Origin of the sequence: Paenibacillus segetis, from assembly GCF_014639155.1 — a bacterium.
In the GTDB taxonomy this organism is placed as follows: domain Bacteria; phylum Bacillota; class Bacilli; order Paenibacillales; family Paenibacillaceae; genus Fontibacillus; species Fontibacillus segetis.
Window position 1 is genome coordinate 88,920 of the sequence record NZ_BMFT01000003.1, and the last position, 13,096, is coordinate 102,015.

At 43.3% G+C, this 13,096-nt stretch carries 12 protein-coding genes; 7 read left to right on the forward strand and 5 right to left on the reverse strand.

Annotated features, from left to right (window positions below; all coding sequences use genetic code 11):
* Positions 1-8 precede the first annotated feature (8 nt).
* Positions 9-1,499 (reverse strand): glycerol kinase GlpK, encoded by a 1,491-nt coding sequence (glpK, locus tag IEW05_RS19655; RefSeq protein WP_188541580.1) that lies wholly within the window; start codon positions 1,497-1,499, stop codon positions 9-11.
* 229 nt (positions 1,500-1,728) lie between these two features.
* Between glpK and efeO the strand changes: the two genes are divergently transcribed.
* The 3 genes from efeO to IEW05_RS19670 are packed head-to-tail and all read left to right on the forward strand — an operon-like array spanning position 1,729 to position 5,825.
* Complete coding sequence (gene efeO, locus IEW05_RS19660; RefSeq protein WP_188541581.1) at positions 1,729-2,631, forward strand: iron uptake system protein EfeO; 903 nt, start codon at positions 1,729-1,731, stop codon at positions 2,629-2,631.
* A 2-nt stretch (positions 2,632-2,633) separates the two neighbouring features.
* Complete coding sequence (gene efeB, locus IEW05_RS19665) at positions 2,634-3,971, forward strand: iron uptake transporter deferrochelatase/peroxidase subunit (RefSeq protein ID WP_188541582.1); 1,338 nt, start codon at positions 2,634-2,636, stop codon at positions 3,969-3,971.
* A gap of 18 nt (positions 3,972-3,989) precedes the next feature.
* A complete protein-coding gene (locus IEW05_RS19670) occupies positions 3,990-5,825 on the forward strand; it encodes an FTR1 family iron permease (protein WP_229753558.1) in 1,836 nt (611 codons plus the stop codon).
* 121 nt (positions 5,826-5,946) lie between these two features.
* Here IEW05_RS19670 and IEW05_RS19675 read toward each other — a convergent pair whose 3' ends face one another.
* Positions 5,947-6,393: a MarR family winged helix-turn-helix transcriptional regulator gene (locus IEW05_RS19675; RefSeq protein ID WP_188541583.1), complete on the reverse strand. Its 447-nt coding sequence runs from the start codon at positions 6,391-6,393 to the stop codon at positions 5,947-5,949.
* Between the two features lie 194 nt (positions 6,394-6,587).
* Here IEW05_RS19675 and IEW05_RS19680 point away from each other — a divergent pair, with 194 nt between their 5' ends.
* The 3 genes from IEW05_RS19680 to nagA are packed head-to-tail and all read left to right on the forward strand — an operon-like array spanning position 6,588 to position 9,364.
* On the forward strand, positions 6,588-7,451 hold the full coding sequence (locus IEW05_RS19680; RefSeq protein ID WP_188541584.1) for a MurR/RpiR family transcriptional regulator: 864 nt from the start codon (positions 6,588-6,590) through the stop codon (positions 7,449-7,451).
* Between the two features lies 1 nt (position 7,452).
* On the forward strand, positions 7,453-8,181 hold the full coding sequence (gene nagB / locus IEW05_RS19685) for a glucosamine-6-phosphate deaminase (RefSeq protein ID WP_188541585.1): 729 nt from the start codon (positions 7,453-7,455) through the stop codon (positions 8,179-8,181).
* Between the two features lies 1 nt (position 8,182).
* A complete protein-coding gene (gene nagA, locus IEW05_RS19690) occupies positions 8,183-9,364 on the forward strand; it encodes an N-acetylglucosamine-6-phosphate deacetylase (protein ID WP_188541586.1) in 1,182 nt (393 codons plus the stop codon).
* Between the two features lie 70 nt (positions 9,365-9,434).
* Here nagA and IEW05_RS19695 read toward each other — a convergent pair whose 3' ends face one another.
* Complete coding sequence (locus IEW05_RS19695) at positions 9,435-10,457, reverse strand: YhcN/YlaJ family sporulation lipoprotein (RefSeq protein WP_188541587.1); 1,023 nt, start codon at positions 10,455-10,457, stop codon at positions 9,435-9,437.
* 198 nt (positions 10,458-10,655) lie between these two features.
* Here IEW05_RS19695 and IEW05_RS19700 point away from each other — a divergent pair, with 198 nt between their 5' ends.
* Positions 10,656-11,588, forward strand: coding sequence for an NAD-dependent epimerase/dehydratase family protein (locus IEW05_RS19700; protein ID WP_229753560.1), 933 nt, complete (start codon positions 10,656-10,658; stop codon positions 11,586-11,588).
* 88 nt (positions 11,589-11,676) lie between these two features.
* On the opposite strand, the gene IEW05_RS19705 is transcribed toward IEW05_RS19700, so the two are convergent.
* Together IEW05_RS19705 and IEW05_RS19710 are read right to left on the reverse strand one after the other, a co-directional pair.
* Entirely contained in the window at positions 11,677-12,738 is a 1,062-nt protein-coding gene (locus tag IEW05_RS19705; protein WP_188541589.1) for a glycosyltransferase family 4 protein, read from the reverse strand.
* Between the two features lie 19 nt (positions 12,739-12,757).
* Positions 12,758-13,093, reverse strand: coding sequence for a hypothetical protein (locus tag IEW05_RS19710; protein ID WP_188541590.1), 336 nt, complete (start codon positions 13,091-13,093; stop codon positions 12,758-12,760).
* Positions 13,094-13,096 lie beyond the last annotated feature (3 nt).

A 13,096-nucleotide genomic window follows, 5' to 3' on the forward strand; every position in this document is an offset into this window, starting at 1 on the left:
ATTCCAACTTATTTAAAAGCCATCGCTGCTTGGACCGCCTTGGTCCAGCCACCATACAGCTTGGCTCTAGTGTCCGTCGTCATCGAGGGCTCGAAACGCTGATCCAAACTCCATGTTTGGCAAATTTCAGCACGATCATTCCAATAGCCGACCGCTAGCCCTGCCAAATATGCTGCTCCAAGCGATGTGGTCTCACGAATAACAGGGCGTTCCACCGGAATATCAAGGATGTCGCTCTGGAATTTCATCAAGAACGAATTAGATACTGCGCCTCCGTCCACACGCATCGTACTCACTTTAAATCCGGAATCCTTCTCCATTGCAGTGAGTATGTCCATTGTCTGGTAGGCCATGGATTCCAAGGTCGCACGGATGAAATGTTCTTTAGTTGTACCTCTAGTTAAACCGAATACAGCCCCCCGGACATCACTGTCCCAATAAGGGCTTCCAAGCCCAACAAAAGCAGGCACAACATACACACCCTCCGTAGAATCGACTCTTAAAGCATAGGCCTCGCTATCCTTCGCATCACGAAACATTCGAAGACCATCCCGCAACCATTGAATAGCCGAACCCGAGACGAAAACACTTCCTTCCAGCACGTATTCAACGCTACCATTTATCCCCCACGCAATTGAAGTAATCAATCCATGCTCCGATGAAACAGGCTTATTACCTGTATTCATCAACATAAAGCAGCCTGTGCCGTAAGTTGTCTTGACCATCCCTTGTTCGAAGCAAGTCTGACCAAATAGTGCCGCCTGTTGATCCCCCGCAGCCCCAGCAATCGGTACTTCCTCCCCAAAGAAATGATGCGGATCCGTATTTCCGTATACTTTGGAAGAGGAGTGAACCTCAGGAAGCATCGCATGGGGAATCGATAACAATTCCAATAATTCGTCATCCCAGCAAAGTTCATGAATGTTATACATAAGCGTTCGCGAAGCGTTGGAGTAATCAGTGACATGCAGATTTCCTCCCGATAGCTTCCATATTAACCAAGAGTCGATCGTACCGAAGAGCAATTCTCCCTTCACCGCTCGTTCTCTAGCACCTTCAACATGATCCAATATCCATTTAACCTTTGTTCCGGAGAAATAGGGATCGATTAATAGCCCTGTCTTTTTACGAAATACATCATTTAAGCCAGCAGACTTTAGCTCCTCACACAGTTCTGCTGTTTGCCGTGATTGCCAGACGATTGCATTATAAACGGGATACCCTGTTTCCTTGTCCCAAACAACGGTAGTCTCCCGTTGATTCGTAATCCCGATACCAGCAACCTGCTTTGGCTTAATTCCTGATTCCGATAGGCATGAAGCGATGACAGCTAGAATGGAGCCCCAAATTTCATTGGGATTCTGCTCTACCCAGCCCGATTTTGGAAAATACTGCGGGAACTCACGTTGTGCTACATGTACAATACCGCCTTGTTTATTAAACAAAATAGCACGAGAACTCGTCGTTCCTTGGTCCAGTGCAAGTATGTATTTTTCCATGGATACCCCTCCGATCATCTTTATCTTAATTTCAATATATAGGATAATTCCCCTTTATAATTCTTCACTTTTTTATAATAACCTATATAGCAGTGACTTTTATCATAATTTATATTGACGTCCATTCAGCTTCCGATTATGATTGTTAACGAAAGTGATAATCATTATCATTTATGGAAATTTAATCTTTGTATACATATGATTTTAACTATTATAAGGGGTGTGTTAAATGAACTATCGTTACACCGTTCCAACTGCGATTCTAGTTACCGCTCTACTTCTCTCAGCCTGCAATTCTAATAACAAGCTTGAGGGTAGTAGCAATAATAACTCATCTACAATCGTCAAAGAAGAAGCCACCAATGTAGCAGAAACCGTGGATGCAGCTGATGCAGGTACACAGCAAGGTGACTTCAAAGAAGCCATTGATCAATACCGTAGTTATGTGATTCAAGAGTGTGATGCTTTCGTAACTCAAACAGGTAAATTTGTTGATGCTGTGAATAGCGGAGACATTGAAACCGCCAAAGCACTCTACGCACCAGCTCGTATGCATTATGAACGTATCGAACCCATCGCCGAAGCTCTCGGTGACCTTGATCCTAACATTGATGCTCGTGATGGAGATGTAGAAGAATCTGAGTGGCGTGGATTTCATCGTATTGAAAAAGCCTTATGGGAAGATAAAACAACAGAGGGTCAACAAGAATATGCTGACCGCCTGCTAAGCGATGCCAAACTGCTTCGTGCGTTGGTTGAAACAGTTGAGATTGATGCTTCCCTGCTTGTGACTGGGGCCGTAGAATTGCTTAACGAGGTTTCCACTTCCAAGGTTACGGGTGAAGAGGAACGATATTCTCGCACGGATTTGTACGATTTCGCTGCCAATGTAGAAGGCGCAGCCAAAATATATGAATTACTTAAGCCACAGCTTGCAGCAAACGATGCTGAATTAGATAAACAAATTGGTGAACGCTTTGCCGCACTTGATAAGGAGCTTGCTCCCTTTAAAGAAGGCGAAGGTTATGTCACTTATGACAAACTAACCGAAGAAGACGTGCGTACGCTTAGTCAGAACTTGGATGCACTAGCGGAACCACTGTCCAATATGGGCAAGTTGCTAGGGGTATAAAAATGAAACCATCAGAATCATTAGACGATAATCTTGAGCTTAATAATGGAGCAACCAAGTCTTCTCGTAACTCCTTGCTAGACAAGACAATAAGTCGTAGGGATATATTGAAGCTTGCCGGCGCTGGTAGCCTTGGCTTATTACTAGGAGCTGGTGGAATTGGCGGTATTCTTGCCGCCAAGGATACGTTGGCGAAGGGGACAGGTAAGACCACAGCGAATCAATTCTCGACTGAGGGCATAGTCCCATTCTATGGTCAGCACCAGGCAGGGATCATCACCCCTGCCCAGAACTTTCTCTGCTTCGCTTCATTTGATCTAAAGACAACCTCGCTCGCTGAAGTGCGGAAACTATTCCAAGCCTGGACTGAAGCAGCAGCTGTCATGACCACTGGAGACCTCATCGGCAATAGCAACAGCAGTCTTAACCTGCCCCCTTCCGATACCGGAGAGGCGGCGGGTCTTTCTCCTTCTAAGATGACCATTACTTTCGGGGTAGGTCCATCTTTCTTCGATGAGCGATTTGGACTGGCGGGTAAACGTCCTGCCACCTTTAAAGATCTCCCTCGCTTTCGTGGAGATGCTCTACAATCGAAGTGGTGCGGTGGTGACATCGGCATACAAGTATGTGCCGACGATCTACAGGTTGCTTTCCATGCGATCCGAAATCTAGCCCGCATCTCACGCGGAATCGCCGTACTCAAATGGACTCAAGAGGGCTTCCAACGTACAGGTACAGCGGATCCATCTAGCGGAACCCCTCGTAATCTAATGGGATTTAAAGATGGGACTGGAAATCCTGATACGAACGATGCCACAGCAATGAACGATATCGTCTGGGCTCACGCCGGTGACGAGAAGGATTGGATGAAAGATGGCAGTTATATGGTCGCCCGGCGTATCCGTATGCGTGTAGAAATATGGGATCGTTCATCGCTAAGCGATCAAGAGATAACCTTTGGCCGGCATCGGGATTCGGGAGCCCCACTAGGCTCCAAAAATGAATTTGATCCATTGGATTTAGAGGCAAAAGATTCATCTGGCCAGCCAACACTTCCCATGAACTCTCATTCACGTCTAGCCCATATGGATGGTGGCACCAAAATACTACGTAGAGCTTATTCCTACAGCAGTGGGATTGACAATAAAACAGGACAATTAGATGCTGGACTATTCTTTATTAGTTATCAGAGGAATATTGAGAAACAATTTATTGCGATGCAGCAAATTTTAGCGGCTAGCGACAAGTTAAACGAGTATATCGTTCACGTTGGTAGTGCCGTTTTCGCTTGTTTCCCAGGGACACACAAGGGTGGATATATCGGGGAGACACTTTTCTAAGGAAGGAAGTGCTGTATCTTGTTTACATATTCTACTGTTCGAGCAAAGACAAATTCTTCGTCTAAAATAATGATTTGCCTACTTGTCTTCTTCCTCACTGTCATGATGTTCCAGTTTCCTAAGCTAGCGGCTGCTCAGGAGGACGAGACTTCATTAAAAAAACTGCTCCCCCTTGTAGGTGGTGCCCTCGTAGAAGCTGGAGCACAGAATTGGGAAGAGGCCTCCACGGAGTTATTGCAATTCGAAGCATTATGGAATGGAGTTAGTACCCCAGTATCTGCAGATACAGCCAAAGATATTAAAGAAAATCTAGACAATGCTAAAACGGCTCTGCAACAACAAAATCAAGAAGAGGCGAACACCTCACTATCCGCCTTAGCTAAAAAGGTAAATCAATATGTCGAGGACAATGTAGAGAAAGCAGAAGCTCCATCAGGAAAAGAAGCTGCAGCACTATTACAGAGCATGGCGAAAAATACACTAGCTCCACTTGAGCAAGATGATATTAAGGGGGCACAAAACCGTTACAAGGAAATACTCACGAAGTGGAAGAAAATCGAGGGGCCTATGCGTAGCGGGCATTTCGCTGTATATAGTGATGTAGAGAGACATATGAGCTTGATCCGTATCGCACTTCAGGCCCAACCACCCAAAGCGGAACAAGCAATCAGTGAATTGAACACCATGCTGAATTTACTTCAGGATTATATCGACGGCAAGCTTGATGATACAGCGGCCTCTTCTTCACCAGAGTCTGATGGGAAATCACTAACTGATGCATTGATCCTGCTGCGAAACGCAAATCAAGCTATCCAGGATCAGAATGCAACCGAGGCTAGTAATCAGTTAAGTGAGTTTATTATTCTCTGGCCGTCTGTGGAAGGAGAAGTATCCATCTCCTCATCGACCATATATACCGACACGGAGAATAAGATGACTGCGGCGCAAAGTTATCTCTTATCCAGTCCACCTGATTTGATCAAGGCACAAGATTTAATCAGCAAGATGCTGAGTAATTTAGAGCCTCTAGCTGAACGGACTGCTTATACAGCTTGGGACGCTGCGTTTATTTTACTTCGCGAAGGACTAGAGGCTATCTTGGTACTCGCGGCATTACTCGCATTTGTAAAACGAGCAAACAACCGCGCTGCTCGGAACTATGTTTGGGCTGGAGCAGGAGTAGGATTGCTAATTAGCATTGTATTAGCTGCCGTACTCACCTATGTCATTTCACAAGCGATATCTGGTAGCACTCGCGAACTGATTGAAGGAATCGTCGGACTGCTCGCGGTACTCATGATGTTAACGGTTGGGCACTTTCTTCATAGCAAATCTAGTACACAGGCCTGGAATAACTACATTAAGAACCAGATCGGTGGTGCCTTACAACGTGGTAGCCTCTGGTCGTTGTTCGCTTTGTCAGGGCTAGCAATTGTACGTGAAGGGGCGGAGACAACTGTATTCTACATTGGTATGGCGCCGTCCATCGAGCCGCTGCAATTCATAATAGGTATCTCTGGAGCCTTGGTAGCACTTACTATTCTGGGCTTCTGTATCATCAAATTTAGCGTCAAACTTCCGATTCGGCCATTTATGTTAACAGCTACCCTGCTTATCTATTACTTGGTCATACGATTTATGGGAGAAAGCTTACATTCATTACAGATTGCAGGATTACTTCCTGCCCATAGTCATTCTGGGCTCCCGTCCATTAGTTGGCTAGGTGTATTTCCAACATGGGAAACCATGACTGCACAGCTCATTATCGTGCTATTTGTTCTTTCTCAGCTTTATCGCGGTAGAAATAAAGAAAAAACAACGATGCCGCACAGTAAAATAATCCCCCGTAGTTAATTATTATTATCAAAACTGTTGGTTAAATAAAGGAGCTATTCCGCAAGTAGATATATCTACTTGGGAATAGCTCCTTTGCTTTTAAATCATGGGATATTTCAGTAATAGAGAATCAGATCATTTAAATCATATCGCGATTTCTATCCAACATGGCGAACTTCTCTAAGGTAGAGACCAATATCTCAAGTTCATGTTGTTCTATATGAGATAGATAATACTTTAGAACCTCATGTGATCTCTTCCTCGCCTCTTTAAGCTTCTCCGCTCCATCTGCGGTAACAGTCAGAAGTACAGCTCGTCGATCCTGTTCATCATGGCGACGGTCAACATACCCATTCTGAACTAGCCGATCGATCATAACCGTAATCGCACTCGGTTTGACTTCAAGCATTTCCGATAGATGTGTAACATTACATGACTTTTCCTTAGATATTATGGACAGCATATTGTACTGAGGACCTGTTATACCTAGTCCCGGATGTTGCATAATCTCAGCATGCATCTTCTTAAATGTCTTGGACCAGGCCGATATAAGACGGTTTACATTTTCATCGAGATTCGGATCCATACTATTCCTCCTCTACGGTAGTAATACATAATCTCAGTTTAGTATGCGACCCTCAGAAAAACAAGAAATTTGTCACTTGCATTCATGTGTTGAATAAATTATCATGAGGGTATAAAAATTATTTTCACATAAAAGCGTTATATATTTGAAATTATTTTCTTGGGCATTTCACTGAAAGAGGGTGGATTCATCTCATGCTTACCCCCATACTTCACGCGCTCTCAAGCTCCCTGGATACCCTACCTCCCCAGGAACGCAGGCTCGGAGAGCACATATTAAATTCTCCAACCTCTGTTATTCATCAAGGTATCACGGAATTAGCTGTTATTTGTGGTATAAGCCCATCTACGGTCACACGCTTTTGCAAAAGTTTTCATTTTAAGGGATTCCCTGATTTCAAGATGAAGTTAGCTAGTGAAATTGCTCAAAAGCCGCTAAACAACCAATATCAAGATATTATTGCGGGCAATGACCTTCATAAAATCGTTGCAGCGATGGAAGCGAATCATTTGGCCTCTATAACAGATACAACTCGTCTGCTCGATATGAACCAACTTCAGTTAGCTGTGGAAAAACTATGTCTTGCCAAGCGTATTGATCTATATGGTGTGGCCACCTCATCCGTAATTGCTCAGGATTTCTATCAAAAACTCATCCGTATTGGTAAGAATTGTACTGCTTTCGCTGATTCTCATATGCAGATTACTTCGGCCTCAGGACTTAATGGCGGTGATGTTGCATTAGCCATCTCATATTCCGGTGAAACCCCGGAAACCATTGATGCTCTGAGATGCGCTAAAGACAGCGGAGCCATAACAATTTCCTTGACGAAGTACGGAAGTAATACACTGGCTTCATTAGCTGATATACCGTTATTCTCGTCTTCTTTGGAGGAAGGTATGCGCCGAGGCGATATGACATCACGAATTGCCCAACTTCATGTCATCGACATTTTATTTACAGGAATGGTCAGTATGAATTTCGAGGACTTCATTCCAAAGCTCGAAGCTTCTTATCAGAACGTGAAAATTTATCGAAAAACCTTAGGAGGTTCATGACATGTTAAATATTATTAAAGTAAATAGTGAGCAGCAATTTAATGAAACCGGAGCAGCAATTATCGCTAGTCTATTACAAACGAATCCGAAAGCAAATCTAGGTCTGGCAACCGGCAGTACACCAGTTGGTGTCTACAAAAGACTGATCGATCTTTACAATGAAGGCTTGATCAGCTTCAAAGACGCACATAGCTACAATTTGGATGAATATATCGGCCTACCCGACAATCATCCGGAGAGCTACCGCCGTTTTATGAATGAGAAATTGTTCGACCACATCGACATTAAGCTGCAAAACACGCATGTTCCTTCTGGGAATGCTGAGAATTTAGAACAAGCTGCACACGATTATAACCGTCTCTTGGATCATGCTGGCTCGATCGACCTTCAGCTTCTGGGTCTAGGCCATAACGGTCATATCGGATTTAATGAGCCAGCTGAAGAATTACAAGGACCAACTCATATCGTGACTCTTGATGAAGTAACTCGTAATGCTAACGCTCGTTTCTTCAACTCCATTGATGAAGTTCCAACTCATGCGATTACAATGGGTATTGGCTCTATTCTCAAAGCTAAACAAATTTTGTTGATGGCCAAAGGTGCTGACAAAGCTGAAATACTTGCTACATCGCTTAAAGGACCTATCACAACAAAATGTCCTGCATCTTTCTTACAAGCCCATGCCAATGTAGTTGTACTAGTTGATCAAGCTGCTGGGAGGCTGTTATAAGATGAGTACTAATCATACTTTCACTATTGTTAACGCTGAGGTTGTTACCCCTAAGGGAATTATTCATGGTGGGGCGGTACAAGTAGAGAAAGGAGTTATTACTTATGTAGGATCAACAAATGGAGTTCCTTCTGTCTCTACCGCTTCTTCTGAGATCATTGATGCTAAAGGAAGCTATGTGCTTCCGGGATTTATTGATGTTCACGTTCATGGAGGCATGCTGGAGGATTTCTCCAAACCAAGCCAAGCGGGATTTGATGCAATAACCAAGCTACATTGCAGCCAAGGAACGACCTCCATGCTAGCAACGACCATGACTATGCCTAAGGCAGTAATTGATGAAATCTTAGAAGAAATTAATACCTACACACATAAAGACATGCCCTATGCTCAATTGGTTGGGGTACATCTTGAAGGTCCGTTTATTAGTCCAAAATGGCCTGGAGCTCAAAATCCTACTCATATTGTTCCACCTAATAAAGACTGGGTTGAGGCTTGGGAGGAGCAATACCCTGGACTCATCAAGCAAGTTACCTTCGCACCAGAACGCGAAGGTGCTCATGAATTAATTCGCTATTTGCGCAAGAAAGGCATTGTGGCCGCAGCAGGACATACAGATGCTACGTATGAAGAAATTATGGCCGCTGCCGAGGTTGGACTGCATCATGCCGTTCACATGTTCAACGCGATGACGCCACTACATCATCGTAAACCGGGCACGGCAGGTGCGCTGCTGAGCAACCCTGCAATGAGTGCAGAGATCATCGCTGATGGTATTCACGTTCACAAGGCTGGGATCCAATTACTTGCCAGTGTGAAGACGGATCACAATCTCGTCCTAATCACCGATGCTATGTCGGCTGCAGGACTTGGTAACGGTGATTACATGATTGGCGATCTGCCTGTCGTTGTGAAAGATAATGTGTGTACTTTAAAAGAAAATGAAGCAACGCTTGCTGGAAGTACGCTCACTATGATTCGTGGATTCCGTCATCTGGTCCAAGAAATCGGTCTCTCTGTGGAGAGAGCATCAGAAGCAGCCAGCGGCAATCCAGCCAAACTGATCCGCATCGATCATTTTACCGGTTCAATTGAAACAGGTAAGCAAGCTGATTTATTGCTAGTGGATCAAGAATTGAATTTGCAGGATGTTTGGGTTAAAGGACGCCAATTCCAAAATTAATACACATTGTAATACAAACAAGAACCCTTCACATTGGAGGGTTCTTTGTTTGTTTATTGCTACAGATGGATTAACGAGTTATTCCACGAACTCCATCCATGTTATTGGGAGTTGGTGTATAGCCATTGGGACCAGTCATTGTTCCCGTACGGGATGGAAAGATTCGTTCAACTAATTTTTCGAAGTCACCTACTGCATTATTAAGCATCGTTCCGCCACGCGACTGCGTAACATAACCTCCAACGTTATTTACAAATTCAGGATGGTTAGATACGTATACGTTTTGAATTTTAGGATCTGACTTTTTAACTATGCGAGAAATTTCATCCTTCACTTTCTGAGGAACATTATCTACAACCTGGCCTACATTGTTTAAATTTCTATCCGTGCCTGTGGTCGTACCATAAGTGCCATAAGTACCATAATTGGTATTACGATCCGTACGGTACATTGTGCCATAATTATTCGTGTTATAAGCACCATAACCAGCGCCATAATTATTATAAGTTCCAACACCTGTACCATAATTATTCGCACCATAAGTGCCATAGCCAGTGCCATAATTATTTGCGCCATAAGTACCATATGTTGTACTGCGGCCCGGATTCATGATTCCATTAGTTCCTGCTCTTCCGGTTATTCTAGCCAAACCATCATCTCCGGCACCCCGTGTTCCATAATTTGCTCCATATGGGCCACCAACATTGCTTGTACCTACATTTCGCGATCCGTTACTGAGTGTACCCAATTTGGAAATGTTGGTGTTGCCGCCTTTTTGATTGTGCAGTGTAACCGCTACATAGGCGTCCCGATCAGTTACAATAACATGAGCATTTTGAACGTCTGAAAGCTGAGCAACCTTATTGCTTAATGTAGCATCATGCTTCATCGTACTCATTTTTCTGTTTTGAGCGTTATGCAGACTTGTTCTTGGCTGCAATGAATTTACGTTATAATTTCGAGTTGTATGATTCCGCAAACTCTTGGTATGCATTGCATTGTTATCCGTTGTTGTTCCACAGCCTGTTACACTGACCATACCGGCGATTAATGCTGCTGACAACGTTAAGCGAACCAATTTAGCTCCACGCAATGTAGTCATCCCCTTATCGATTTTTTATGATTAACATGACTTAGATTGCACTTTAGCTCAAAGCGATATGCAGGTATATTTAACCGAAGTAACTAGTTATTTATCCCTTAATATCAATAAATCATCAAACGCCTAATGCAAAAGATACGCCCTCCTCATACGATAAGCATCATGTGTTATCGAATGGAGGTTAATCATTTGAAACGTGTCATTGTTACAGGTGGGGCAGGCTTCATTGGAGCACATCTTGTAGATGGACTTATTGAGTTAGGCATAGAAGTCCATGTTCTTGACAATCTAAGTACAGGAAGATCAGAACGTGTTAACCCAAGAGCGATCCTTCATATTAGTGATATTCGAAGTGCTGAGGCCAAAGAAATCATAACCCATGTAAAGCCTGATGCATTATTCCATCTAGCTGCCCAGGCCGATGTTCAGCATTCCGTAGCCGATCCTAATTACGACATGGATGTCAATGTGCATGGAACTGTGAATATCCTCCAGGCATCCAGGGAAGCTGATGTAAAAAAGTTTATTTTTGCTTCCACGTCTGGGGTATATGGGAATTTAGAGAAGGAAGTATTAACTGAACAAGATCCTGTTCAGCCTATCTCGTTCTACGGGTTATCTAAAATAACTGCTGAGCAGTATATTGCCCTGTATGAGCGATTTTATGGGCTATCCTATACCATTCTTCGTTTTGCAAACGTCTATGGTCCCGGACAAACCGTCAAAGGTGAAGGTGGGGTCATTGCCATTTTCATGAAACAACTTGCTGATAATTTATCGTTACCTATCAACGGGGATGGGGAGCAAACTCGTGATTTCGTCTATGTAAAAGATGTAGTTCAAGCCCTTATAGCAGCCATGACCCAAGGTACCGGAAATATTCTTCATGTCAGTACCGAAACAAAAACCTCGATTAATAATTTAGTGAAATCTCTTCGTACACTTCATATCAAGCATAAGAGTACCGACCTTCAAGTGTTCCATCGTCCGACTAAAGCCGGAGACATCAAGCACAGCTGTCTCTCGAATGCAAAGACCCGTAACAAGTTAAATTGGCAACCTCAATACCCCATTGAGCTTGGGTTGGAAGAAACCTACCTACAGTGGGGGGAATTTTCTTAGTATTATAATGAATAACGCATACCAACATAAGAAGCCGACAACTCCACTTGGGGGTGTCGGCTTCTTAATTCTAATCCTATTTATAAGCTTAGATCGAATACAGCATATCGATAAAGTTACGGCAGTATAATTCAGAGTTAAATGCTGTTTGTAGGTGAAGCTGAGCTGCATTTTTAATATTTTCTCGTAACCCATGATAACTCATTAACTCGATAGCCTCATTGACGGCCTGAGCTAAATTCCCCTGTTCGTAGCTTTTCCCTGTGACATTATGAACGATGGAGGTGGTCACTCCGTCTGAATTCGTTGCCAGTACCGGACATCTGCAACTCATCGCCTCTAGGATGACAAGCGGAGCTCCCTCTACTTTCGAAGTGGAACACAGAAACCCTCCTGAGTCTCCGACCATAGATAAGTACGCTGGCATCTCCCCATTTGGCACATTTGAACGTAATGTTAAACGATGCCTTAAGTTGAGGTGGTCCAACATTTGTATAAACTCTTCTCTCTCATGTGGAATGGCTAAATTGCTATCTTCAAACATCCATAATTGAATATCCGGAATGTAATAACTCAGTAAGTCGGTGATATACAAAATTTCCCGCCAGTTCTTATTGTCCTCTATTCTTCCGATCCAGGCAATGATCGGGTGTTCCGGCGTCGGTTGCACTTGATAAGTGAAATGCTCTGTATCAAAACAGTTATTGAAATGAAATTGTGGAATGTTAGGATATAATTCCTTAAATAATGAAGCTATATGTGGTGTATTGGGATTTATCAAACCAGAGACATGAGCATTCACTACAGGCAAGGCTTCGGTCAACTTCTCCCGAGCATTATCCTTTGAACCGTATCCTTGAATCTCAAGCACTAACTTCCCATCGTATCCAAGCCTCCTGAACCATTCAAAACTGGCATGATCGGTAGTGACGATAATCGCATGATAGTTCCTCGCGTTTAGAATATGACGGATTTCGGCTTCATCACGCGTTACATAGATCGGAAAGTCTATTTTGTTTTGCATTCCTGCTCCCCAATCGTAATATAAACATTCCGCCTGAATTCCGTATCGGCGTAAGGCTTGACAGCGTTGACGATTCAAAGTTTCCACCCCACCGCTTGGCACATAAAATACGAACAACACATTCATCGTCTCACCTCCTAGCCAATTAATTATTTCTTACCGCATCCTCTTGAGTGAATACAGCCACATTCCTTCTGTAGTTCCATGCTCTCATCGTCAATCCTGTGGAATCATAAGTATCAATATTAGTTACAATAAGCAAATAAAAAGGAGTGTACGAGGTTATAATCTGTGGAATGAATACGACCGAACCTTGACTCATATGGTATAATCCCCGAAATATCGGACCTTGAGGAGCATATGCAAGTATAAGAAAATCGAAACCTTCAATACCTAAATTAATTAATTTCAAATCAATATATTCGATATATCGTGAATCAATCTTGCTATACTCAGCTGCTTCCAATCGTAAAATAGACATGCT